The organism is Streptomyces angustmyceticus (assembly GCF_019933235.1).
In the GTDB taxonomy this organism is placed as follows: Bacteria; Actinomycetota; Actinomycetes; order Streptomycetales; family Streptomycetaceae; genus Streptomyces; species Streptomyces angustmyceticus.
Window position 1 is genome coordinate 2,183,653 of the sequence record NZ_CP082945.1, and the last position, 25,905, is coordinate 2,209,557.

General features: G+C 67.3%; 13 protein-coding genes, 1 tRNA gene and 3 rRNA genes. 3 read left to right on the forward strand and 14 right to left on the reverse strand.

Going from position 1 to position 25,905, the window contains the following annotated elements:
* Window positions 1–77: 77 nt before the first annotated feature.
* Window positions 78–5,594 (reverse strand): HAMP domain-containing protein, encoded by a 5,517-nt coding sequence (locus tag K7396_RS09940; protein WP_086720535.1) that lies wholly within the window; start codon window positions 5,592–5,594, stop codon window positions 78–80.
* A 263-nt stretch (window positions 5,595–5,857) separates the two neighbouring features.
* Here K7396_RS09940 and K7396_RS09945 point away from each other — a divergent pair, with 263 nt between their 5' ends.
* Window positions 5,858–8,530, forward strand: a complete 2,673-nt coding sequence (locus K7396_RS09945) for a SpoIIE family protein phosphatase (protein ID WP_373866965.1) — start codon at window positions 5,858–5,860, stop codon at window positions 8,528–8,530.
* A gap of 219 nt (window positions 8,531–8,749) precedes the next feature.
* On the opposite strand, the gene K7396_RS09950 is transcribed toward K7396_RS09945, so the two are convergent.
* From K7396_RS09950 to thyX, 8 genes are all read right to left on the reverse strand, one after another.
* Window positions 8,750–8,825, reverse strand: a tRNA-Thr gene (locus tag K7396_RS09950).
* A 63-nt stretch (window positions 8,826–8,888) separates the two neighbouring features.
* Window positions 8,889–9,566 (reverse strand): DegT/DnrJ/EryC1/StrS family aminotransferase, encoded by a 678-nt coding sequence (locus K7396_RS09955; protein WP_086720533.1) that lies wholly within the window; start codon window positions 9,564–9,566, stop codon window positions 8,889–8,891.
* Window positions 9,567–9,682: 116 nt separating this feature from the next.
* Window positions 9,683–9,799: ribosomal RNA gene (rrf, locus tag K7396_RS09960) — 5S ribosomal RNA — on the reverse strand.
* 73 nt (window positions 9,800–9,872) lie between these two features.
* Window positions 9,873–12,992, reverse strand: a 23S ribosomal RNA gene (locus tag K7396_RS09965).
* A gap of 305 nt (window positions 12,993–13,297) precedes the next feature.
* Window positions 13,298–14,826: ribosomal RNA gene (locus K7396_RS09970) — 16S ribosomal RNA — on the reverse strand.
* The 16S, 23S and 5S rRNA genes sit together here, the layout of an rRNA operon.
* 685 nt (window positions 14,827–15,511) lie before the next feature.
* A complete protein-coding gene (locus K7396_RS09975) occupies window positions 15,512–17,197 on the reverse strand; it encodes a ribonuclease J (protein WP_086719163.1) in 1,686 nt (561 codons plus the stop codon).
* Between the two features lie 114 nt (window positions 17,198–17,311).
* On the reverse strand, window positions 17,312–18,211 hold the full coding sequence (gene dapA / locus K7396_RS09980; protein WP_086719164.1) for a 4-hydroxy-tetrahydrodipicolinate synthase: 900 nt from the start codon (window positions 18,209–18,211) through the stop codon (window positions 17,312–17,314).
* Between the two features lie 196 nt (window positions 18,212–18,407).
* Complete coding sequence (gene thyX, locus K7396_RS09985) at window positions 18,408–19,166, reverse strand: FAD-dependent thymidylate synthase (protein WP_086719165.1); 759 nt, start codon at window positions 19,164–19,166, stop codon at window positions 18,408–18,410.
* 233 nt (window positions 19,167–19,399) lie between these two features.
* Between thyX and K7396_RS09990 the strand changes: the two genes are divergently transcribed.
* Both K7396_RS09990 and K7396_RS09995 read left to right on the forward strand, forming a co-directional pair.
* The gene (locus K7396_RS09990) at window positions 19,400–19,639 is read left to right on the forward strand and encodes a hypothetical protein (RefSeq protein WP_086719166.1); all 240 of its coding nucleotides are present in this window, start codon (window positions 19,400–19,402) and stop codon (window positions 19,637–19,639) included.
* A 101-nt stretch (window positions 19,640–19,740) separates the two neighbouring features.
* On the forward strand, window positions 19,741–20,298 hold the full coding sequence (locus tag K7396_RS09995) for a PH domain-containing protein (RefSeq protein WP_086719167.1): 558 nt from the start codon (window positions 19,741–19,743) through the stop codon (window positions 20,296–20,298).
* An 84-nt stretch (window positions 20,299–20,382) separates the two neighbouring features.
* Here the strand turns inward: K7396_RS09995 and K7396_RS10000 are convergent, their stop codons facing one another.
* From K7396_RS10000 to rpsO, 5 genes are all read right to left on the reverse strand, one after another.
* Window positions 20,383–20,838: a tetratricopeptide repeat protein gene (locus tag K7396_RS10000; RefSeq protein WP_086719168.1), complete on the reverse strand. Its 456-nt coding sequence runs from the start codon at window positions 20,836–20,838 to the stop codon at window positions 20,383–20,385.
* 11 nt (window positions 20,839–20,849) lie between these two features.
* Window positions 20,850–21,602: a 4-hydroxy-tetrahydrodipicolinate reductase gene (dapB, locus tag K7396_RS10005; protein WP_086719169.1), complete on the reverse strand. Its 753-nt coding sequence runs from the start codon at window positions 21,600–21,602 to the stop codon at window positions 20,850–20,852.
* A 36-nt stretch (window positions 21,603–21,638) separates the two neighbouring features.
* Entirely contained in the window at window positions 21,639–23,018 is a 1,380-nt protein-coding gene (locus K7396_RS10010; protein WP_086719170.1) for a M16 family metallopeptidase, read from the reverse strand.
* Entirely contained in the window at window positions 23,015–25,234 is a 2,220-nt protein-coding gene (locus tag K7396_RS10015; protein ID WP_086719171.1) for a polyribonucleotide nucleotidyltransferase, read from the reverse strand. The genes K7396_RS10010 and K7396_RS10015 overlap by 4 nt, the downstream gene beginning before the upstream one ends.
* Window positions 25,235–25,527: 293 nt before the next feature.
* A complete protein-coding gene (gene rpsO / locus K7396_RS10020; protein WP_006602744.1) occupies window positions 25,528–25,815 on the reverse strand; it encodes a 30S ribosomal protein S15 in 288 nt (95 codons plus the stop codon).
* Window positions 25,816–25,905: the final 90 nt, after the last annotated feature.

Sequence of the window (25,905 nt, forward strand, 5' to 3'; positions counted from 1 at the left end):
CCTGCGCTTCCACACGTCCACGGCGACACTGAGTCAGCACGCGATGATCCTCTTACGCCTCCATACTGGACGCTCCCTCACTCCGCGCGCATCCATTGCTCCATGACCGACAACAGATGATCGGTATCCACCGGCTTGGTCACGTAGTCGGAGGCGCCGGAGTCGATGCTCTTCTCCCGGTCGCCCTTCATCGCCTTCGCGGTCAGCGCGATGATGGGCAGTCCGGCGAACTGCGGCATCCGGCGGATCGCCGCCGTGGTCGCGTAGCCGTCCATCTCCGGCATCATGATGTCCATCAGGACCAGCACGATGTCGTCGTGCTGCTCCAGCACCTCGATGCCCTCGCGCCCGTTCTCCGCGTACAGCACCGACAGACCGTGCTGTTCCAGGACGCTGGTGAGGGCGAAGACGTTGCGGATGTCGTCGTCGACGATCAGCACCTTCTCGCCGTGGAAACCGCCCTCGAAGGCGGGATCCACCAGATCCTGGCCGTTGCCGATCCAGGGCTCCTCGGCGGGCTGCTGCGGGGCCGGCTGCGGCGGCGCCTGTGCGGGCGCCTGAGGCGTCTGGGGCGGTGCCGCGGCCGGCGGGCGCCCCGGCAGCTCGAAGCGGCGTCCAGGGCCCGAAACCGCCCGGCGGCGGCGCCGGTTGAGGCTGGAGCCCTGCTCGTGCTCCGGCTGCTCCTCGGCCTCCTGGCGCCCGACCTCCGTCTCGCGCGCCTCCGCGTCCATCGCGATCCCGCCGGCCACCAGCTGCGGGTAGCCCTGCGGCGGCAGCCCGCCCGGGTTGTGCGGGAGGTAGAGCGTGAACGTCGAGCCGCGGTTGGGCTCGCTCGCGGCGTGGATCTCGCCGCCCAGCAGCCGGGCGATCTCCCGGCTGATGGACAGGCCCAGGCCCGTACCGCCGTATTTGCGGCTGGTCGTGCCGTCCGCCTGCTTGAACGCCTCGAAGATGACCCGCATCTTGCTCGACGCGATGCCGATGCCGGTGTCGGTCACCGAGAAGGCGATCATGTCCGCGTCCGGGTCGCGCAGCGAACCGTGCTCCAGCAGCTGTTCCCTGATGGCCACCGGGACGTCCGCGCCGGCCGGCCGGATCACCAGCTCGACGGCGCCGCTGTCGGTGAACTTCACCGCGTTGGACAGCAGGTTGCGCAGCACCTGCAGCAGCCGCTGCTCGTCGGTGTGCAGCGTGGCCGGCAGCTCCGGGGAGACCCGTACGGAGAAGTCGAGTCCCTTCTCCGCGGTCAGCGGCCGGAACGTCGCCTCCACATAGTCGACGAGCTGGACCAGCGCGATCCGCGTCGGGCTGACGTCCATCTTCCCGGCCTCGACCTTGGACAGGTCCAGGATGTCGTTGATCAGCTGGAGCAGGTCGCTGCCGGCGCCGTGGATGGTCTCGGCGAACTCGACCTGCTTCGGGGAGAGGTTCCCCTCGGCGTTGTCGGCCAGCAACTTGGCCAGAATCAGCAGGGAGTTCAGCGGCGTGCGCAGCTCGTGCGACATGTTCGCCAGGAACTCCGACTTGTAGCGCATGGAGACCGCGAGCTGTTCGGCGCGCTCCTCCAGGACCTGCCGCGCCTCTTCGATCTCGGTGTTCTTCACCTCGATGTCGCGGTTCTGCGCCCGCAGCTGCTCGGCCTTCTCCTCCAGCTCCGTGTTGGACAGCTCCAGCGCCTTCTGCCGGCTCTCCAGCTCGGCCGAGCGCTCCTTGAGCTGCTCGGTCAGCTCCTGCGACTGCTTGAGCAGCACCTCGGTCTTGGTGTTCACCGAGATGGTGTTGACGCTGGTCGCGATCATCTCGGCGATCTGGCTGAGGAAGTCCTTCTGGATCTGGGTGAACGGCTGGAAGGACGCCAGCTCGATCACGCCGAGCACCTTGTCCTCGAACAGCACCGGCAGCACGATCACGTTCGCCGGCGGCGCCTCGCCCAGCCCGGAGGCGATCTTGAGGTAACCGGACGGGACGTTCTCCACCAGGATGGTGCGCCCCTCCTCGGCGGCCGTGCCGATCAGCGTCTCGCCGGGCTTGAAGGTCGTCGGCATCCCGCCCATGGCGTAGCCGTACGAGCCCATCAGCCGCAGCTCGTACGCGCCGGCCTCGCCGCCGTCCGCGCCGATCTCCTGGCTGTCGGGCTGCGCCGCCAGGAAGAAGGCGCCGTGCTGGGCGGAGACCGCGGGCGACAGCTCGCTCATGATGAGCGTGGCGACGTCCTTGAGGTCGCGCCGGCCCTGCATCAGACCGGAGATCCGGGCGAGGTTGCCCTTGAGCCAGTCCTGTTCCTCGTTGGCGAGGGTGGTCTCGCGGAGCGTGGAGATCATGGTGTTGACGTTGTCCTGGAGCTCCAGGATCTCGCCGGCCGCGTCCACGTCGATCCGGACATTGTGGTCGCCGAGGGTGACCGCCGCGGCGACGGCGGCGATGGCACGCACCTGACGGGTCAGGTTGCCGGCCATCTCGTTCACCGACTCGGTCAGGTCCCGCCAGGTGCCGGCCACGCCGCGCACCTGCGCCTGACCGCCCAGCTGGCCTTCCGTGCCCACCTCGCGGGCGACCCGGGTGACCTGCTCCGCGAAGGACGACAGCTGGTCGACCATGGTGTTGATGGTGGTCTTCAGCGCGAGGATCTCGCCGCGCGCGTCGATGTCGATCTTCTTGGTCAGATCGCCCTTGGCGATGGCGGTGGTGACCATCGCGATGTTGCGGACCTGGCCGGTCAGGTTGTTGGCCATCGAGTTCACGGACTCGGTGAGGTCCTTCCACGTACCGGCGACGCCGGGGACGCGGGCCTGACCGCCCAGGATGCCGTCGGTGCCCACCTCACGGGCCACCCTGGTGACCTCGTCGGCGAACGACGACAGCGTGGTGACCATCGTGTTGACCGTGTCGGCGAGCTGCGCGACCTCGCCGCGCGCCTCGACCGTGACCTTCTTGGTCAGGTCTCCGTTGGCGACCGCCGCCGAGACCTGGGAGATGTTGCGCACCTGGATGGTCAGGTTGTTGGCCATCAGGTTGACGTTGTCGCTGAGATCCAGCCAGATGCCGGTCGCGCCCGGCACCCGCGCCTGGCCGCCCAACTGCCCCTCGGTGCCCACCTCGCGGGCCACCCGGGTCACCTGCTCGGCGAACGACGACAGCTGGTCGACCATCGTGTTGACGGTCGTGACCAGTTCGAGGATCTCGCCCTTGGCGTCGACGGTGATCTTCTTGGACAGGTCGCCGCGGGCCACCGCGGTCGTCACCTCGGCGATGTTGCGCACCTGCGAGGTGAGGTTGTTCGCCATGAAGTTGACGGACTGGGTGAGGTCCTTCCAGGTCCCGCTGACGCCCTGCACCTCGGCCTGGCCGCCCAGGATGCCCTCGGTGCCCACCTCGCGGGCGACCCGGGTGACCTGCTCCGCGAACGAGGAGAGCTGGTCGACCATGGTGTTCAGGGTGTTCTTCAGCTCCAGGATCTCGCCCCGGGCGTCCACGTCGATCTTCTGCGACAGGTCACCGCGCGCGACCGCCGTGGCGACCTGTGCGATGTTGCGGACCTGGGCCGTGAGGTTGCCGGCCATGCCGTTCACGGAGTCGGTCAGATCGCGCCAGACGCCCGCGACGCCCGGCACCTGCGCCTGGCCGCCCAGCCTGCCGTCCGTGCCGACCTCCCGGGCGACCCGGGTGACCTGCTCGGCGAAGGCGGAGAGCTGGTCGACCATCGTGTTGATGGTGTTCTTCAGCTCCAGGATCTCGCCGCGCGCGTCCACGTCGATCTTCTGGGACAGGTCGCCCCGGGCGACCGCCGTCGTCACCTGCGCGATCTGCCGCACCTGCGACGTCAGGTTCCCCGCCATGAAGTTGACGGAGTCGGTCAGTTCCTTCCAGGTGCCGCTGACGCCGTCCACCCGGGCCTGGCCGCCCAGCCGGCCCTCGGTGCCCACGTCCCTGGCCATCCGGGTGACCTGGTCGGCGAACGAGGACAGCTGGTCCACCATGGTGTTCACGGTGTTCTTCAGCTGGAGCATCTCGCCGGAGACGTCGACGGTGACCTTCTGCGACAGGTCGCCGTTGGCCACAGCCGTCGTCACCTGCGCGATGTTGCGCACCTGCCCGGTGAGGTTGCGGAAGGCGGTGTTCACGGAGTCCGTGAGGTCCTTCCACGTCCCCGCCGCACCGGGCACCGCGGCCTGGCCGCCCAGCTCGCCCTCGACCCCGATCTCCCGCGCGACGCGCGTCACTTCGGCGCCGAACGACGACAGCTGGCCCACCATCGTGTTGACGGTGTTCTTCAACTCCAGCATTTCACCGGCGACATCGACGGTGACCGTCTGCGAGAGGTCACCGTTGGCGACCGCCGTCGTCACCTGCGCGATGTCCCGCACCTGCGCGGTCAGGTTGCGGAAGGCGGTGTTCACCGAGTCGGTGAGGTCCTTCCACGTGCCGGCCGCGCCCGGCACCTGCGCCTGCCCGCCGAGCTGGCCCTCGGCGCCGACCTCGTTCGCCACCCGCGTCACTTCGTCCGCGAAGGTGCGCAGCGTCTCGGTCATGGTGTTGATCGTGTCGGCCAGCTGCGCGACCTCGCCACGTGCGCTGACGGTCACCTTCTGCGACAGATCGCCGTTCGCGACGGCCGTGGTGACCTGCGCGATCCCGCGCACCTGCGCGGTGAGGTTGCCGGCCATGAGGTTGACGGAGTCCGTCAGGTCCTTCCACACGCCGGCGACGCCGGGGACCTGCGCCTGGCCGCCGAGCTCGCCCTCCGTGCCGACCTCGCGGGCGACCCGCGTCACCTCGGAGGCGAAGGAGGAGAGCTGGTCGACCATCGTGTTGACGGTGTTCTTCAGCTCCAGCATCTCGCCGGAGACATGGACGGTCACCTTGCGCGACAGATCACCCTTGGCCACCGCCGTGGTGACGAGAGCAATGTCACGGACCTGCGCCGTCAGCCGGGACGCCATGGTGTTGACGGATTCCGTCAGGTCCTTCCACGAACCCGACATTCCGCGTACCCGGGCCTGGCCGCCGAGCTTGCCCTCCGTACCGACCTCACTGGCCACTCTGGTGACCTCGTCGGTGAACGCGGAGAGCTGGTCCACCAGCCCGTTGACCGTCCGGCCGACCTTCAGGAATTCACCCCGCAGAGGGTGCTCCGAAGAGCTGTCCGAACTGCGCGACCGCAGATCCATCCGCTGCTCGAGGTCGCCCTCGGACACCGCCGACAGCACCCGTCCCACTTCCGAGACGGGCCGTACGAGGTCGTCGACCAGCGCGTTCGACGCGTCGATGGCCGCGGCCCAGGAGCCCTCGGCGGCGCCGACCTCCAGCCGCTCCGTGAGTTTTCCCTCACGCCCGACGACCCGGCGCACCCGCGTCAGCTCGCCCGTGAGATGCAGATTGCGGTCCGCGACCTCGTTGAAGACCGCCGCGATCTCCGACATGACGCCGTCGCCGGAAACCGTGAGCCGCTTGCGGAAGTTCCCGTCCCGCATGGCAACCAGAGCGACCAGCAGCCGATTCAGCGCAGCCGTATCCACCTCGGTCGTCCCGTTGTTCCGGGATCGTCCGCCTTTCGCGCGCGTGCTTGCGCCCCGCGCCGCTGCGCCAGACTCCACCGTGTCCCTCCCGCAGGGTCGACCGTTCTACCCGGGCTTTCTCTTGATACTTGCCCAGTGTTTCACCATGGCTCAACCAGGCCATAACAGTTCGGCAGCATCGCACACCGTCCCGGTGCACGATTGGGGCGGAAACACACGTGACCGGCATCCTCGGGTGCGGCGAAGGTAAGTAACCTGGCATACGGCTGTCCACCCGCCCCGGCCATGGAGCACGGGCGGGGGTCACGCACAACAGGTTTATTCGGAGGGGCGCCGCGACCATGGGGGAGCAGATCACCGACACACGCATGAGGAGACCAGTGATCACCGCGCGGGCCGCCGCAACATTCGAGCCGGTCGGGCGCTCGGTCGCCACTGCCCGTGCATTCGTCCGCGACACCCTCCAGGGTTGGGGCTGCGCCGACATCGTCGACGACGCCGTCGTGCTGACCAGCGAGCTGGTCACCAACGCCGTGGTGCACGCCGGCACCGCCGCCGACGTGCTGTGCCTGCGCAACGACGGCGGCGTACGCATCTCCGTCGCCGACCGCTACCCCGAACGGGAGATCCCGCTCCAGAACGCCGGCCAGGTCGTCGTGCACCCGGACCGCGAGGGCGGCCGCGGCCTGCTGCTGTGCGGCGCGCTCGCCACCCGCTGGGGCGTCGAGTACACCGCCGCGCAAAAGCACGTGTGGTTCCAGCTCGACCTCCCCGAGCGCCCGGCCGGCACCCGCTCCGCGGGCCCCGCCCTGCCGGTGGCCGCCCTCCCGGTCGCCGAGACCCGCGTCCGCGTCGCCGTGATCCAGATCGACCGCGGCGGCTGCATCAGCTTCTGGAACGAGGACGCCCAGGACCTCTTCGCCTACGACCCCGAACAGGTCATCGGCAAGCCGCTCACCGACTTCGCCGCCTGGCCGCACACCCCGGGGACCGGCACCGGCATCGTCGAGGCACTCCAGCTCTCCCGCTGGGAGGGCTCCTACGGCATCCGCGGCTCCGACGGCCGGGTCGTCCCCGTCTACGCCTCCCACCTGCGCGTCCGCGACGCCGACGGCGAGGCGTCCACGGTCTGCCTGCTGGTGCGCGACCACGAACGCGCGATCCTGCAGAGCCCCCAGCGCACCCCGGCGCCGGACTCCGCCACCCAGGCCGCCCAGTCGGAGGGCCGTTCCTCCGACCCGTTCGAGGTCTTCATCGGCTCACCGGCCCCCGACGACCTCGACGGCCTGCTCCAGCGCACCGTCGAGCGCGCCCGGGACATGCTCGACGGCGACGCCGCCTACCTCCTCCTGGCCACCGACGACGAGACCGAGCTGGAGGTCCGCGCCTCCACGGGCCTGCCCTCGGCCCGCCAGCGGTTCGCCCGCGTCCCCGTCGAGGCCGGTTCCGGACGCTACGGCTCCGCCCGGATGCCCGCGGTCCACGAAGATCTCACCGCCGTCCCCGGCGCCGTCCCCCTCCTCAGCGGCACGGGCATGCGCTCGGTCGTCACCGTCCCCCTCAAGGTCGAGGGCCGGCTGACCGGCTCGCTCGGCGTCGCCGCGGAGGGCGCGGGACGCTATACGAACGAAGAGGCGCTGCGCCTCCAGTTCGCCGCCGACCGCATCGCCCTCGCCGTCGAGCGGGCCCGCCTCACCGAGCTGGAGAAGCTGCGCCGCGGCTCCCTCTCCTTCCTCGTCGAGGCCTCCGACCTGCTGGCCGGCACCCTCGACCGCGACCAGACCCTGGCCCTGATGGCCCAGATGACGGTCCCCACCCTCGCCACCTGGTGCGCCGTCTACACCGTCGCCGACCAGACCTCCGAGCCCGAGCTCTCCTACGTCCTGCACGAGGACGAGGACCGGATCGACGGCCTCAAGACGCTGCTGATGAAGGTCGACCCGCCCGAGCCGGTCCCCACCCCGGGTGCCCGCATCTGGACGGCCCCCAGCGACGCCGCACACGACGCCGCCCTGCGCACCTCCATGCGCAGCCTGGGCCTGGGCAACGCCGCCCGGCCCTCCACCGGCCCCGGCGCCACCCTCGCCACCGCCTCCGCGGTCGGCGGCGAGACCGTCGTCCTGCCGCTGGTCGCCCGCAACCGCGTCATCGGCATGCTGACCCTCGGCAAGCCCACCGAGGAGCACTTCCGCCAGGAGATCCTCGAACTCGCCGAAGACCTCTCCCGCCGGGCCGCCCTCGCCCTGGACAACGCCCGCCTCTACTCCGAGCGCACGGCCATCAGCCAGTCGCTCCAGCGCAGCCTGCTCCCCCCGGAGCCGCTGCCCGACATCCCCGGCGTCGAGGTCGAGGTCATCTACCGCGCGGCCGGCGAGGGCAACGAGGTCGGCGGCGACTTCTACGACCTCTTCCCGATCCGCGACGGCGCCTACGGCTTCGCCATCGGCGACGTCTGCGGCACCGGCCCGGAGGCCGCCGCCGTCACCGGCCTGGCCCGGCACGCGCTGCGGCTGCTGGCCCGTGAGGGCTTCGGCGGCCCGGCCGTCCTGGAGCGGCTCAACGCCGCCATCCTCGACGAGGGCTCCCGCAGCCGCTTCCTGACGCTCCTTTACGGCGAGCTCTGGCCGCAGGAGGACGGCAGCGCCCTCCTCAAGGTGGTCTGCGCCGGTCACCCCCTGCCGCTCCGGCTCCGCCAGGACGGCAGCGTCGAGCCGGCCGCCGAACCCCAGCCGCTCCTGGGCGTGATGGACGATCTGGAGCTCTACGAACAGAACGTCACCCTCGACCCCGGCGATGTCCTGCTGTGCGTCACCGACGGCGTCACCGAACGCCGCGAGGGCACCCGCATGCTCGGCGACGACGGCCTCACCGACGTCCTGACCACCTGTACGGGACTGACGGCCGGCGCCGTCGCGGCCCGCGTGCTGCGCGCCGTGGAACGCTTCGCCGCCGAACCGGCCTCCGACGACATGGCCATCCTCGCCATGCGCGTCCCCGAAGCGCCCGCGAGCTGACGCCCCGAGGCGGCCGACGTGACCCTCACGTCCGTCGGCCGCTCCCCCGGCACCTCACCGTCCCGGCATGCGCCACACGGGCCCCCTGGCGCCCGTCCCGGCCTCCTCCCCAACAGCCGCCCGCGGCACGGACGCTGACTCTCCCGACTGTCCCCCGCCCACACCAATGCATCCGCATACGACAAAGGCCCCCGCCATAAGGCGGGGGCCTTTCTCCTCTGGAGCCCCAATACGGAATCGAACCGTAGACCTTCTCCTTACCATGGAGACGCTCTGCCGACTGAGCTATTGGGGCGCGGCAACGGGATAGATATTACCCCAACTCCGCGGCAGTTTCGAACCGTCCACCTCTGCTCGCTCAAAAGGCCGGTTGCAGCAATCCCCCGAGCGCATTGCACGCACCGACCATCTTGTGGAGTTCCCGCCGCGACATCCCCGCGTGCACGGGCAGCGCCAGCGTCTCGTCCACCGCCCGCTCGGTCTGCGGCAGAAAGACATCCCGCCGCAGCCCCGGCATCCGGTACACCGGAGCCAGGACGGGCACCTTGCACGCCACGCCCTTGGCCCGCAGCGCCCGCGCGAACGCGTCCCGGTCCGGCCGCCCGTTGCCCGGCACCCGCACCACATACTGCTCATAGGTGTGCCCCACGGCCGCCGTCGGCGTCCAGACGCCGCTGAGCCGGTCGTCCAGGTACGAGGCATGCGCGCGCCGCAGCTCGGCGCCCTCGGGGTCCGCCCCGGGCTCGTCCTCGACCAGCACCAACAGCCCGTGCCGCTGGCCCACTTCACGGATCCAGCCGGCATCCGCCCGCCGGCCGAACCGGTTGACGGCCACGACCGCGGCCGTCTGACTGGTCACCACGTCGGAGACCGCGGCGGGGTCCAGGCAGTAACTGTCGATGTCCAGATCGGCGAACACCGGCACCGCGCCCAACTCCAGCACGGCCCGGGCCACCTCGGCGTTGCCGTACGCCGGCACGACGACCTCATCACCGGCACTGACACCGGCCGACTTGAGTGCTCCCACTGTCCGCATGCCACGGATCCTCGTCAGGTGAGATGAACGTCGAGTTACGCTCACCACCCGAAAATCAGAACAAAAAAGCTCCGGTCCCTGAACCACAAGGGTTCAGGGACCGGAGCTGAATGATTGTTCGGCGGCGTCCTACTCTCCCACAGGGTCCCCCCTGCAGTACCATCGGCGCTGAAAGGCTTAGCTTCCGGGTTCGGAATGTAACCGGGCGTTTCCCTAACGCAATGACCACCGAAACACTATGAAGATATCAACCCGGACATGACACAGGTCGTTACTTCAGAACCTACACAGTGGACGCGAGCAACTGAGGACAAGCCCTCGGCCTATTAGTACCAGTCAACTCCACCCGTTACCGGGCTTCCATATCTGGCCTATCAACCCAGTCGTCTACTGGGAGCCTTAACCCCTCAAGGGGGTGGGAGCCCTCATCTCGAAGCAGGCTTCCCGCTTAGATGCTTTCAGCGGTTATCCTTTCCGAACGTAGCCAACCAGCCATGCCCTTGGCAGGACAACTGGCACACCAGAGGTTCGTCCGTCCCGGTCCTCTCGTACTAGGGACAGCCCTTCTCAAGACTCCTACGCGCACAGCGGATAGGGACCGAACTGTCTCACGACGTTCTAAACCCAGCTCGCGTACCGCTTTAATGGGCGAACAGCCCAACCCTTGGGACCGACTCCAGCCCCAGGATGCGACGAGCCGACATCGAGGTGCCAAACCATCCCGTCGATATGGACTCTTGGGGAAGATCAGCCTGTTATCCCCGGGGTACCTTTTATCCGTTGAGCGACGGCGCTTCCACAAGCCACCGCCGGATCACTAGTCCCTACTTTCGTACCTGCTCGACCCGTCAGTCTCACAGTCAAGCTCCCTTGTGCACTTACACTCAACACCTGATTGCCAACCAGGCTGAGGGAACCTTTGGGCGCCTCCGTTACCCTTTAGGAGGCAACCGCCCCAGTTAAACTACCCACCAGACACTGTCCCTGATCCGGATCACGGACCCAGGTTAGACATCCAGCACGACCAGAGTGGTATTTCAACAATGACTCCACAACCACTGGCGTGATTGCTTCAAAGTCTCCCACCTATCCTACACAAGCCGAACCGAACACCAATATCAAGCTATAGTAAAGGTCCCGGGGTCTTTCCGTCCTGCTGCGCGAAACGAGCATCTTTACTCGTAATGCAATTTCACCGGGCCTATGGTTGAGACAGTCGAGAAGTCGTTACGCCATTCGTGCAGGTCGGAACTTACCCGACAAGGAATTTCGCTACCTTAGGATGGTTATAGTTACCACCGCCGTTTACTGGCGCTTAAGTTCTCAGCTTCGCCGACCCGAAGGTCGACTAACCGGTCCCCTTAACGTTCCAGCACCGGGCAGGCGTCAGTCCGTATACATCGCCTTACGGCTTCGCACGGACCTGTGTTTTTAGTAAACAGTCGCTTCTCGCTGGTCTCTGCGGCCACCACCAGCTCAGAGTGCAAGACTCATCACCAGCAATGGCCCCCCTTCTCCCGAAGTTACGGGGGCATTTTGCCGAGTTCCTTAACCATAGTTCACCCGAACGCCTCGGTATTCTCTACCTGACCACCTGAGTCGGTTTAGGGTACGGGCCGCCATGAAACTCGCTAGAGGCTTTTCTCGACAGCATAGGATCATCCACTTCACCACAATCGGCTCGGCATCAGGTCTCAGGCTTCAAGCTGTCCGGATTTGCCTAGACAGCGCCCTACACCCTTACCCCGGGACAACCACCGCCCGGGCTGGACTACCTTCCTGCGTCACCCCATCGCTTACCTACTACCACCTTGGATCGGCGGCTCCACCACGTCCCTTCGTCCGAAGACTCCAGGCCGGCTTCACGGCCTTAGCATTAATGGATTCGATATTGGGCGTTTCAAAGCGGGTACCGGAATATCAACCGGTTGTCCATCGACTACGCCTGTCGGCCTCGCCTTAGGTCCCGACTTACCCTGGGCAGATCAGCTTGACCCAGGAACCCTTAGTCAATCGGCGCACACGTTTCCCACGTGTGTATCGCTACTCATGCCTGCATTCTCACTCGTGAACCGTCCACAACTCGTTTCCACGGCTGCTTCACCCGGCACACGACGCTCCCCTACCCAACACAGCCTCCGTTAGGAGTATTACTGCATTGACACGACTTCGGCGGTGTGCTTGAGCCCCGCTACATTGTCGGCGCGGAATCACTTGACCAGTGAGCTATTACGCACTCTTTCAAGGGTGGCTGCTTCTAAGCCAACCTCCTGGTTGTCTCTGCGACTCCACATCCTTTCCCACTTAGCACACGCTTAGGGGCCTTAGTCGATGCTCTGGGCTGTTTCCCTCTCGACCATGGAGCTTATCCCCCACAGTCTCACTGCCGCGCTCTCACTTACCGGCATTCGGAGTTTGGCTAAGGTCAGTAACCCGGTAGGGCCCATCGCCTATCCAGTGCTCTACCTCCGGCAAGAAACACACGACGCTGCACCTAAATGCATTTCGGGGAGAACCAGCTATCACGGAGTTTGATTGGCCTTTCACCCCTAACCACAGGTCATCCCCCAGGTTTTCAACCCTGGTGGGTTCGGTCCTCCACGAAGTCTTACCTCCGCTTCAACCTGCCCATGGCTAGATCACTCCGCTTCGGGTCTTGGGCACGCTACTCAACGCCCTCTTCGGACTCGCTTTCGCTACGGCTTCCCCACACGGGTTAACCTCGCAACATACCGCAAACTCGCAGGCTCATTCTTCAAAAGGCACGCAGTCACGACACAAGGACAAGTCCTTGTGCGACGCTCCCACGGCTTGTAGGCACACGGTTTCAGGTACTATTTCACTCCGCTCCCGCGGTACTTTTCACCATTCCCTCACGGTACTATCCGCTATCGGTCACCAGGGAATATTTAGGCTTAACGGGTGGTCCCGCCAGATTCACACGGGATTTCTCGGGCCCCGTGCTACTTGGGTGTCTCTTAAACGAGCCGTTGATGTTTCAGCTACGGGGGTCTTACCCTCTACGCCGGACCTTTCGCATGTCCTTCGCCTACACCAACGGTTTCTGACTCGTCCCACAGCCGGCAGACTGCAGAAAAGAGATCCCACAACCCCAGCCACGCAACCCCTGCCGGGTATCACACGTAACTGGTTTGGCCTCATCCGGTTTCGCTCGCCACTACTCCCGGAATCACGGTTGTTTTCTCTTCCTGCGGGTACTGAGATGTTTCACTTCCCCGCGTTCCCTCCACACTGCCTATGTGTTCAGCAGCGGGTGACAGCCCATGACGACTGCCGGGTTTCCCCATTCGGACACCCCCGGATCAAAGCTCGGTTGACAGCTCCCCGGGGCCTATCGCGGCCTCCCACGTCCTTCATCGGTTCCTGGTGCCAAGGCATCCACCGTGCGCCCTTAAAAACTTGGCCACAGATGCTCGCGTCCACTGTGCAGTTCTCAAGCAACGACCAGCCACCCACCACCCCAACCCGAAGGCTGAGTTCACTGGGGCCGGCATCGCGAAGGTCCAGACTCAACAGTCCGTACCCTCAGATACCCAACAACGTGCCCGGCCCACTCGACCTCCCGGATGCGTTCCACGCCGAAGCAGTACTAACTTCCAGAGAATCAAGTGTGCCGAATAGTCAACGTTCCACCCATGAGCTATCCACCGTCGGACGTTTGCCGACGTAGTGGCTCTGGACAACCTTGCGGCCGTCTAGATGCTCCTTAGAAAGGAGGTGATCCAGCCGCACCTTCCGGTACGGCTACCTTGTTACGACTTCGTCCCAATCGCCAGTCCCACCTTCGACGATTCCCTCCCACAAGGGGTTGGGCCACCGGCTTCGGGTGTTACCGACTTTCGTGACGTGACGGGCGGTGTGTACAAGGCCCGGGAACGTATTCACCGCAGCAATGCTGATCTGCGATTACTAGCAACTCCGACTTCATGGGGTCGAGTTGCAGACCCCAATCCGAACTGAGACCGGCTTTTTGAGATTCGCTCCACCTCGCGGTATCGCAGCTCATTGTACCGGCCATTGTAGCACGTGTGCAGCCCAAGACATAAGGGGCATGATGACTTGACGTCGTCCCCACCTTCCTCCGAGTTGACCCCGGCAGTCTCCTGTGAGTCCCCATCACCCCGAAGGGCATGCTGGCAACACAGAACAAGGGTTGCGCTCGTTGCGGGACTTAACCCAACATCTCACGACACGAGCTGACGACAGCCATGCACCACCTGTACACCGACCACAAGGGGGACCCTGTCTCCAGGGTTTTCCGGTGTATGTCAAGCCTTGGTAAGGTTCTTCGCGTTGCGTCGAATTAAGCCACATGCTCCGCTGCTTGTGCGGGCCCCCGTCAATTCCTTTGAGTTTTAGCCTTGCGGCCGTACTCCCCAGGCGGGGAACTTAATGCGTTAGCTGCGGCACGGACGACGTGGAATGTCGCCCACACCTAGTTCCCAACGTTTACGGCGTGGACTACCAGGGTATCTAATCCTGTTCGCTCCCCACGCTTTCGCTCCTCAGCGTCAGTATCGGCCCAGAGATCCGCCTTCGCCACCGGTGTTCCTCCTGATATCTGCGCATTTCACCGCTACACCAGGAATTCCGATCTCCCCTACCGAACTCTAGCCTGCCCGTATCGAATGCAGACCCGGGGTTAAGCCCCGGGCTTTCACATCCGACGTGACAAGCCGCCTACGAGCTCTTTACGCCCAATAATTCCGGACAACGCTTGCGCCCTACGTATTACCGCGGCTGCTGGCACGTAGTTAGCCGGCGCTTCTTCTGCAGGTACCGTCACTCTCGCTTCTTCCCTGCTGAAAGAGGTTTACAACCCGAAGGCCGTCATCCCTCACGCGGCGTCGCTGCATCAGGCTTTCGCCCATTGTGCAATATTCCCCACTGCTGCCTCCCGTAGGAGTCTGGGCCGTGTCTCAGTCCCAGTGTGGCCGGTCGCCCTCTCAGGCCGGCTACCCGTCGTCGCCTTGGTAGGCCATCACCCCACCAACAAGCTGATAGGCCGCGGGCTCATCCTTCACCGCCGGAGCTTTCCACCACCAGACCATGCGGTCGGAGGTCGTATCCGGTATTAGACCCCGTTTCCAGGGCTTGTCCCAGAGTGAAGGGCAGATTGCCCACGTGTTACTCACCCGTTCGCCACTAATCCCCTCCCGAAGGAGGTTCATCGTTCGACTTGCATGTGTTAAGCACGCCGCCAGCGTTCGTCCTGAGCCAGGATCAAACTCTCCGTGAATGTTTACCCGTAATCGGGTCAACACACACGAGAGCGGAACAACCAGACGGAATAGGTCCGGTCGTTCACAGCGTCCTCGCTGTGTGTGCCACCCCGACCCATGGGGCCGTGGTGGGCTTTTCAAAGGAACCTCATCCACCGGAATGTTCCGGCGGACGGGGTATCAACATATCTGGCGTTGACTTTTGGCACGCTGTTGAGTTCTCAAGGAACGGACGCTTCCTTTGTGCCTGTTTCACCAGGCTCTCCGGGCGCTTCCCTTCGGTCTTGCGTTTCCGACTCTATCAGATCCTCGCGGTCCTGATTTTCGCCGGTGCGTTTCCGCCTTTCGGCTTCTTCGCGTTTCCAACCTTACCAGATCCGTTTCCGTCTCCGCGCCCTGTTGGAGTGGGCCAGGCCGTCCGGCTTTCGCTTTCCGGCCTTTCCGACTCTATCAGGTCGAATTTCGATCCGTATTCCGGTTCGCATTCGATCCGATTTTCCGTCGGAGGGGGTTTGCCTTTCGGCTGGTCCGACGCTATCAGATTGCTCTGGGCCGGATTTCCACCTGGCTTCGCGGGGGGCCGTACGCAAGGCGCGCGGTGCTTCCCGTTCAGGAGGAGACGTAAACGTACTGGAGCGGGGCGCCCGGATGCAAATCCGCGCGCCCCGCTCCTACTTGAGTCCGTCCGTACGGGCCGGGTCGTCAGACCTCGACGACCACGGGGAGGATCATCGGGCGCCGGCGGTAGTTGTCCGACACCCACTTGCCGACCGAGCGGCGGATCAGCTGCTGGAGCTGGTGCGCTTCGGAGACGCCGTCCTGGGCCGCCTTGGTCAGGGCCTCATCGATCTTGGGGACCACGCCCGCGAGGGCGGCGTCCTCGATGCCGGAGCCTCGCGCATGCAGGTCCGGGCCTCCGACGATCTTGCCGGTGCTGCTGTCCACGACCACGAAGACCGAGATGATGCCCTCGTCGCCCAGGATGCGGCGGTCCTTGAGGTGGGCCTCCGTGACATCACCGACCGAGAGGCCGTCGACGTAGACGTAGCCCGCCTGGACCTTGCCGACGATCTTGGCGACGCCGTCGACCAGGTCGACCGCGACCCCGTCCTCGGCGATGACGATCCGGTCCTTCGGCACCCCGGTCAGGGCGCCCAGCTCGGCGTTGGCGCGCAGGTGGCGCCATTCGCCGTGCACCGGCATCAGGTTCTTCGGCTTGCAGATGTTGTAGAAGTACAGCAGCTCGCCGGCCGAGGCGTGGCCCGAGACGTGGACCTTGGCGTTGCCCTTGTGGACGACGTCCGCGCCCCATCGGGTGAGGCCGTTGATCACGCGGTAGACCGCGTTCTCGTTGCCCGGGATGAGGGAGGACGCCAGGATCACCGTGTCGCCCTGGACGATCCGGATCTGGTGGTCGCGGTTGGCCATCCGGGAGAGGGCGGCCATCGGCTCGCCCTGGGAACCCGTGCAGACCAGCACGACCTCGTCGTCGGGGAGGTCGTCGAGCGTCTTGACGTCCACGACCAGGCCGGCGGGGACCTGCAGGTAGCCCAGCTCGCGGGCGATGCCCATGTTGCGGACCATCGAACGGCCCACGAAGGCGACCCGGCGGCCGTACTCGTGCGCCGCGTCGAGGATCTGCTGGATGCGGTGCACATGGCTGGCGAAGCTCGCGACGATGATGCGCTTCTGGGCGTTCGCGAAGACCGTGCGCAGGACGTTGGAGATGTCCCGCTCGGGCGGGACGAAGCCCGGGACCTCGGCGTTCGTGGAGTCGGAGAGGAGGAGGTCGATGCCCTCCTCGCCGAGCCGCGCGAAGGCGGGCAGGTCGGTGAGCCGGCGGTCCAGCGGGAGCTGGTCCATCTTGAAGTCGCCGGTGTGGACGACCATGCCCGCGGGGGTGCGGATGGCGACGGCCAGGGCGTCCGGGATGGAGTGGTTGACGGCGACGAACTCGCAGTCGAAGGAGCCGATCCGCTCCCTCTGCCCCTCCTGCACCTCGAGGGTGTAGGGGCGGATGCGGTGCTCCTGGAGCTTGGCCTCGATGAGCGCGAGGGTCAGCTTCGAACCGATCAGGGGGATGTCCGGCTTCTCCCGCAGGAGGTAGGGGACACCACCGATGTGGTCCTCGTGGCCGTGCGTCAGCACGATGCCGTCGATGTCGTCGAGGCGATCCCGGATGGACGTGAAGTCCGGCAGGATCAGGTCGATTCCGGGCTGCTCCTCCTCCGGGAAGAGCACTCCGCAGTCGACGATCAGCAGCCGGCCGCCGTACTCGAAGACCGTCATGTTGCGGCCGATCTCACCCAGGCCGCCGAGGGGGGTGACGCGCAGGCCGCCCTTGGGGAGCTTCGGCGGGGCGCCGAGCTCAGGATGCGGATGACTCAAAAGACTCTCCTCACCACACACGCCACGCTGCCGTCGAGGGCACGTGGCGCGCATGACATTCGTGCACTTGCTATGAGGCGGTTGTTGGTCCGTATTCAGTTGTGAAGTCTGTGATCAGAGGTGTACCCCGCCGGCGGCGAGGTCGCGCGTGAGCTGTTCGGTCTCCTCGGGGGAGAGCTCCACCAGCGGCAGCCGCAGCGGACCGGCGGGCAGGCCGGAGAGGCCGAGGGCGGCCTTGGTCGTGATGACGCCCTGGGTGCGGAACATGCCGGTGAAGACGGGCAGCAGCTTCTGGTGGATCTCGGTGGCCTTGGTGACGTCGCCGTTGAGGTGGGCGTCCAGGAGGGCGCGCAGCTCGGGGGTGACGATGTGGCCGACCACGGAGACGAAGCCGACGGCGCCGACCGACAGCAGCGGGAGGTTGAGCATGTCGTCACCGCTGTACCAGGCGAGGCTGGAGCGGGCGATGGCCCAGCTGGCGCGGCCGAGGTCGCCCTTGGCGTCCTTGTTGGCGACGATCCGGGGGTGCTCGGCGAGCCGGACGATGGTCTCGGTGTTGATCGGGACACCACTGCGGCCGGGGATGTCGTAGAGCATCACCGGCAGGTCGGTGGCGTCCGCGATGGCCGTGAAGTGGCGCAGCAGGCCCTCCTGCGGGGGCTTGCTGTAGTACGGCGTCACCGCGAGCAGGCCGTGCGCGCCGGCGTCCTGGGCGGCGCGGGCCAGCTCCAGGCTGTGACGGGTGTCGTTGGTACCGGCTCCGGCGACGACGAACGCGCGGTCGCCGACCGCATCGACCACCGCGCGCACCAGCTGGGCTTTCTCCGCATCGCTGGTGGTCGGGGACTCTCCGGTGGTGCCGTTGACGACGAGGCCGTCGTTGCCGGCGTCCACCAGGTGGGCAGCCAGCCGCTGTGCGCCGTCGAGATCGAGGGCGCCATCCGGCGTGAACGGCGTGACCATGGCGGTCAGCACCCGCCCGAAGGGGGTCTGCGGTGTGGAAGTCGGAGCCATGGGTCCCACGCTACTCGTAGCTCACCGCGGGATGCGCCTCTGGGGAGCAGGGATGTGGACTCCGGCACTGCCTGCTCGGGGGTTCAAGCAGTGCCGGGTCCGTCTGTTCAGCGTAGATGAACTTCTCAAAATGCCGCAATCCGGACACTTCGCACGTCTGTCCTGCGGGCCCCGCGTCAGGCCCGCAACCTGCGCCTTACGGAGCGATCCGGCCGTTGGCGTTGAATGCGCCGTACGTGAGCGGCATGAGCTTCGCCCAGTGGGCCTCCATCTGCTCGCCGACCATCTCGATCTCCCGCTGCGGGAAGGACGGCACCTTCGCCTGCTCGTGCTGGGTGCGCAGACCGAGGAAGTGCATCAGCGAGCGGGCGTTGCAGGTCGCGTACATCGACGAGAACAGGCCGACGGGGAGCACGGCACGGGCGACCTCGCGGGCGACGCCGGCGGCGAGCATCTCCTGGTACGCCTCGTAGGACCGGCGGTAGGAGTCCTCCATGGCACGGCTGGTGAGCTCGTGCTGCTCGGGGGTGCCCGCGACGAATTCGTACTTCCCGGGGCGGCCCTGCTGGACGAGCTTGCGGGACTCACCGGGGACGTAGAAGACCGGCTCCAGCTGACGGTAGCGGCCCGACTCCTCGTTGTAGGACCAGCCGACGCGGTGCCGCATGAACTCGCGGAAGACGAAGATCGGGGCGCTGATGAAGAACGTCATGGAGTTGTGCTCGAAGGGGCTGCCGTGGCGGTCCCGCATCAGGTAGTTGATCAGGCCCTTGGAGCGCTCGGGGTCCTTCTGCAGCTCCTCCAGGGACTGCTCGCCGGCCGTGGAGACCCGGGCCGCCCACAGCACGTCGCTGTCCGCGGCACTGTGCTTGACCAGCTCGACCGTCACCTCGTTCCGGAAGCTGACGGCTGTGCTGTCGGGGCTCTCAGTGCTCTCGGCGGGGGTGTGGGACACCGGCGGTTCCTTCCGTTCGTTCCTCGTGCGCGACCACCCTACGGGCCGCCGCCGACAGTCCGGGAAACAGCGCGTGATGCCGCGTCGGCCCGCAAAACGGGCGCGTCATCGCAGCGCACGGAGCGGCCGTTGATATTTTTCACAGAAGTCCCTGAAAACGGGCACCAACCGGACGCCACAGACGTCTAACCCTGTGACAGTGCCCACTTCGAGGTTCCTAGGAGAGCCCGCTCATGTTCCGCCGGCGAGAGCCCGTCCCGTTCGCCTTCGTTGCCGAGGCAGACCGGTTCCGCAGCAATGTCACTCCCCCGCCGCGGCAGCGCGCCTCGCGCACGCAGCTTCTCGGCCAGTCTCTGATCACGCTGACAGTCGTGGGCGGCCTGGCCGGGGCCCTGCTGTTCGGCGTGCCCGCACTGCAGCAGGACAGCTCCGGCTCCAGCCGGGTGCATCAGTCCGAGGCCGCGCACCGCTGATCGGGCGGGCGGGGCGTGCCGCGAAGTGGTTCCGCCCCGCCGCTCCCGATAACCTCACCGGTCACAGCTTTCGTCAGCGTGCCCATGAGTGAGGACCAGCCGTGCCCCTGCCCTTCCTGACGGCCGACCGCGACCTCGATCTCGACACCCGTGCCGCGGATTCGGTCGCGCTTCCGCATGACGAGCCCGACCACTGGCGCCGTCCCTACCGCCCCGGACCGTGGCGTGTGGGGGCGGCGGCGGTGTTTTTGCTGCTCGCCTCGTTCGTGCTGATCTCGGCAATGATCATCGCGATGGCCGGCTCGCTGCCCGGCGCCGCGGCCTGTGCCCTGCTGGGAGCGGTGATGATCGCCGGGGCCCTGCGGCTGCTGCGGGTCGGGGTGTGGGTGAGCGCGCGCGGTCTGCGGCAGGTGAACCTGCTGCGTACGACGACCGAGCCGTGGAGCGCCCTCGCCTCCGTGCGCACGCGTCAGCAGCCGGTGCGCTGGCTGGGCCTGCCTCGGACGGTGCAGGGACAGGCGCTGATCATCGAGCGGACGCAGGGCGAGCCGCTGCGGACCCTGCTCACGGACCACAACGGCGACTTCCTGTCCCGCCCGGAGGCGTTCGAGCGGGCCGCGGACGTCCTGGAGGCCTGGGCGGCGGAGTACCGCGCCTGAGGCCCGCCCCGGCGGACTCGCCGAAAGGCACCAGGGCCGTACGGACCCGGGCCCGCCCCGGCAGGAGCGGCCGGGCCGACGGCGCTACGCGGCCGGTACGGGCTTGCCGTCGTGCAGGGCGATGGCGCGCTGCATCGCCTTGCGGGCGCGCGGGGTGTCCCGGGCGTCGTGGTAGGCGACCGCGAGCCGGAACCAGGTGCGCCAGTCGCCGGGCGCCTCCTCCGTCTCGGCCTGCCGCCGGGCGAAGACCGCGTCGGCGGCGTCCCGGTCGATCCGGCCGCCGGGGGTCCGCGCCGGCTCGTCGGAGGGCAGGCCGCCCTCGGACTCCAGGACGTGCGCCAGCCGGTGGGCGTCCCGCGCGAAGCGGGTGTTGTGCCACAGGAACCAGGCACCGATGCCCGGCAGCAGGAAGGCCACCGCGCCCATGCCCATGGCCGCCGGCTCACCGGTCAGCAGGAGGAGTACGCCCTCCAGCGCCACCACGCCGAAGACCAGCACCAGCACGGTGGCGAGGAAGAAGTACGTGAACTTTCCGCCCATGACGTCCGGCCTCAGCCCAGGTCGAGGAAGTTTTCCAGGCCCACCGTCAGGCCCGGGGTGTTCACCACCCGGCGCACGCCGAGCAGGATGCCCGGCATGAAGCTGCTGTGGTGGAGGGAGTCGTGGCGGATGGTGAGCGTCTCGCCCTCCCCGCCGAGGAGCACCTCCTGGTGCGCCAGCAGGCCGCGCAGCCGTACGGAGTGCACGGGGATACCGTCCACGTCCGCGCCACGGGCGCCGTCCAGCGCGGTGGTGGTGGCGTCCGGCTGTGGTGCGCAGCCGGCTTCCGCGCGGGCCCCGGCGATCAGCTGGGCGGTGCGGGCGGCGGTGCCGGACGGGGCGTCCGCCTTCTTCGGGTGGTGCAGCTCGACGATCTCGGCCGACTCGAAGAAGCGGGCCGCCTGCTGGGCGAACCGCATGGTCAGCACCGCGCCGATGGAGAAGTTCGGGGCGATGAGCACGCCCGCCCCGGGCGAGGCGGCGAGCGAGGTGCGCAGCTGCGCGAGGCGCTCGTCGGTCCACCCGGTGGTCCCGACCACCGCGTGGATGCCGTGCCGCACGCAGAAGTCGAGGTTGCCCATCACGGCACCGGGGTTGGTCAGCTCGACCACCACCTCGGCGCCTGCCTCGACCAGAGTCTCCAGCTTGTCGCCCCGGCCGAGTCCGGCCACCAGCTCCATGTCGTCGGCGGCCTCGACGGCTCGTACGGCCTCGGAGCCGATGCGTCCCTGGGCTCCCAGTACGGCCACGCGCAGCTTGCTCATCGTTTCCCGTCCTTTTCTTGGTGGTGTCGCGGGCGCCTAGGCGACGATGTCGTCCAGCCGGGCCGCCTGCCGGTCCTTCAGCGGGCCGATGACGGACAGCGAGGGGCGGGTGCCCAGTACGTCGCGGGCCACCTCGCGCACCTCGTCCGGGGTGACGGCCGCGATCCGCGCGAGCATCTCGTCGACCGACATCTGCTCGCCCCAGCACAGCTCGCTCTTGCCGAGGCGGTGCATCAGCGCGCCGGTGTCCTCCAGGCCGAGGACGGTGGATCCGCGCAGCTGTCCGATCGCGCGGCGGATCTCGTCGTCGGTGAGGCCGTGGGACGCCACCTGGTCGAGTTCGTCGCGGCAGATCTTGAGGACGTCCTGCACCTGGCTCGGGCGGCAGCCGGCGTAGACACCGAACAGCCCGCAGTCGGCGAAGCCGGAGGTGTAGGAGTACACGCTGTAGGCCAGCCCGCGCTTCTCGCGGACCTCCTGGAAGAGGCGCGAGCTCATGCCGCCGCCCAGGGCGGTGTTCAGTACGCCCATGGCCCAGCGCCGGTCGTCGTTGCGCGCCATGCCCGGCACCCCGAGGATCACATGGGCCTGCTCGGTCTTGCGGTTGAGCAGTTCGACGCGTCCGGCGGTGCGGATGGCGCGAGCGCCGGAGCGCGGCGCGACCGGGGCGGCGTCGGTCCGCTCCAGGGCCCCGGCCTGCTCGAAGGCGCGGCGGACCAGGCGGACGACCTTGGCGTGGTCGATGTTGCCCGCGGCCGTGACGACGAGGTGGGTGGGGTCGTAGTGCTTCTTGTAGAAGCGGCGGATGCGCTCGGGGGTGAGGGCGTTGACGGTGTCGACGGTGCCCAGGACCGGGCGGCCCAGCGGGGTGTCGCCCAGCATGGTGTGCGCGAACAGGTCGTGCACGCAGTCGCCCGGGTCGTCCTCGGTCATCGCGATCTCTTCGAGGATGACGCCGCGCTCGGCGTCCACGTCCTCGGCCTCGACCAGCGAGCCGGTCAGCATGTCGCACACCACGTCGATGGCGAGCGGCAGGTCGGTGTCCAGGACCCGCGCGTAGTAGCAGGTGTACTCCTTCGCGGTGAAGGCGTTCATCTCGCCGCCGACCTCGTCGACGGCCGCGGAGATGTCCAGCGCGCTGCGCCGCTCGGTGCCCTTGAAGAGCAGGTGCTCCAGGTAGTGGGTGGCGCCGTTGAGCGACGGGGTCTCGTCGCGGGAGCCGACGTGCGCCCAGATGCCGAAGGTGACGGAGCGGACCGCCGGCAGCGTCTCGGTGACGACGCGCAGCCCCCCGGGCAGGGTGGTCCGGCGGACCGTGCCGGCGCCCGCGGTGCCCTTGAGAAGCGTTTGGGTACGGGCGACGGCCCGCCCCTCCGAAGAGGTGCGGGCCGTCGTCGTGTGCGTACGGGACGTCACTTGGCGGCGTCGTCCTTCTCGTCCGCGGCCTTGTCCTCGTCCTCGATCACGGGGATGAGGGAGAGCTTGCCGCGCTGGTCGATCTCGGCGATCTCGACCTGGACCTTGGCGCCCACCGCGAGCACGTCCTCGACGTTCTCCACGCGCTTGCCGCCGGCGAGCTTGCGGATCTGCGAGATGTGCAGCAGGCCGTCCTTGCCCGGGAGCAGGGAGACGAACGCACCGAAGGTGGTGGTCTTGACGACCGTGCCCAGGTAGCGCTCGCCGACCTCCGGCATGGTCGGGTTGGCGATGCCGTTGATCGTGGCGCGGGCGGCCTCGGCGGCCGGGCCGTCGGCGGCACCGATGTAGATGGTGCCGTCGTCCTCGATCGTGATGTCGGCGCCGGTGTCCTCCTGGATCTGGTTGATCATCTTGCCCTTGGGGCCGATGACCTCGCCGATCTTGTCCACGGGGATCTTGACGGTGATGATCCGCGGGGCGTTCGGGGACATCTCGTCCGGGACGTCGATGGCCTCGTTCATGACGTCCAGGATGTGCAGACGCGCGTCACGGGCCTGCTTCAGCGCGGCGGCCAGGACCGAGGCGGGGATGCCGTCGAGCTTGGTGTCGAGCTGGAGCGCGGTCACGAACTGCTTGGTGCCGGCGACCTTGAAGTCCATGTCGCCGAAGGCGTCCTCCGCACCGAGGATGTCGGTGAGGGCGACGTAGTGGGTCTGACCGTCGATCTCCTGGGAGATCAGGCCCATGGCGATACCGGCGACCGGGGCCTTGAGGGGCACACCGGCGTTCAGCAGCGACATGGTCGAGGCACAGACCGAGCCCATGGACGTCGAGCCGTTGGAGCCCAGCGCCTCGGAGACCTGGCGGATCGCGTAGGGGAACTCCTCGCGGGTCGGCAGCACCGGCACGATGGCGCGCTCGGCGAGCGCGCCGTGGCCGATCTCGCGGCGCTTGGGGGCGCCCACGCGGCCGGTCTCACCGACGGAGTACGGCGGGAAGTTGTAGTTGTGCATGTAGCGCTTGCGGGTCACCGGGGAGAGGGTGTCCAGCTGCTGCTCCATGCGGAGCATGTTGAGGGTGGTGACGCCCAGGATCTGGGTCTCGCCGCGCTCGAACAGGGCGGAGCCGTGCACCCGCGGGATGGCCTCGACCTCAGCGGCGAGCGTACGGATGTCCGTGACGCCGCGGCCGTCGATGCGCTTCTTCTCCTTGATGACGCGCTCGCGGACCAGGGTCTTGGTCAGCGAACGGTACGCGGCGGAGATCTCCTTCTCGCGGCCCTCGAACTGCGGGAGCAGCTTCTCGGCGGCGACGGCCTTGACGCGGTCCAGCTCGGCCTCGCGCTCCTGCTTGCCGGCGATGGTCAGCGCCTGGGAGAGCTCGTCCTTGACCGCGGCGGTGAGCGCCTCCAGGACGTCGTCCTGGTAGTCGAGGAAGATCGGGAACTCGCCGACGGGCTTGGCGGCCTTGGCGGCGAGGTCCGACTGGGCCTTGCACAGGACCTTGATGAAGGGCTTGGCGGCTTCCAGACCGGCGGCGACGACCTCTTCGGTCGGGGCCTCGGCGCCGTCCTTGACCAGCTGGATGGTCTTCTCGGTGGCCTCGGCCTCGACCATCATGATCGCGACGTCGCCGTCCGGGAGGACGCGGCCGGCCACGACCATGTCGAAGACGGCGTCCTCGAGCTCGGTGTGGGTCGGGAACGCCACCCACTGGCCGTTGATCAGGGCGACACGGGTGCCGCCGACCGGGCCGGAGAAGGGCAGGCCGGCGAGCTGCGTGGAGCAGGAGGCGGCGTTGATGGCGACCACGTCGTAGAGGTGGTCGGGGTTGAGCGCCATGACCGTCTCGACGATCTGGATCTCGTTGCGCAGGCCCTTCTTGAAGGAGGGGCGCAGCGGCCGGTCGATCAGCCGGCAGGTGAGGATCGCGTCCTCGGAGGGACGGCCCTCACGACGGAAGAAGGAGCCGGGGATCTTCCCGGCCGCGTACATCCGCTCCTCGACGTCGACGGTCAGCGGGAAGAAGTCCAGCTGGTCCTTCGGCGTCTTGGAAGCGGAGGTGGCCGACAGCACCATGGTGTCGTCGTCCAGGTACGCCACGGCGGAGCCGGCGGCCTGCTTGGCCAGGCGGCCCGTCTCGAAGCGGATGGTGCGGGTGCCGAAGGAACCGTTGTCGATCACGGCCTCGGCGTAGTGGGTCTCGTTCTCCACCAGGAATATCTCCTCGTCTGCGTCCGCTGCCCGTGTGGCGGCGGACCGTCTTCGGTGGAGCGCCGGTGCGGGCCGGTCTTCGATCGAAGCACCCGGAGTGATGACACGTGGTGTGCACGGATCGTCCGGGGGCCACTACCGAGGACCGGCGGCCAGGAGGCGCTCCTACCGCGTTCACTTTTGCGATATGGCACCAGACTACAAAGCTTCCGTCCACCATGAGACGGCACGAGTGTCCGGTGCGTATGGCAAAGGGAGCGGCTCCCGGTGGGAACCGCTCCCTTTACGGCGTCTTACTTGGCGCCCGCCGCGCCGCGGCGGATGCCCAGGCGCTCGACCAGCGCACGGAAGCGCGTGATGTCCTTCTTCGCCAGGTACTGCAGCAGGCGGCGGCGCTGGCCGACGAGCAGCAGCAGACCACGGCGGGAGTGGTGGTCGTGCTTGTGGGTCTTGAGGTGCTCGGTCAGGTCCGAGATGCGGCGGGAGAGCATCGCGACCTGGACCTCGGGGGAGCCGGTGTCACCCTCCTTGGTGGCGAACTCGGCCATGATCTGCTTCTTCGTAGCGGCGTCGAGCGACACGCGGTACTCCTCTGGGTTCCGGCCGGTGAGCGTCCCTGGTTGACATCACAGGGAATCTTGGATGACTCGTCCGGGCCGTCACACAGCGTA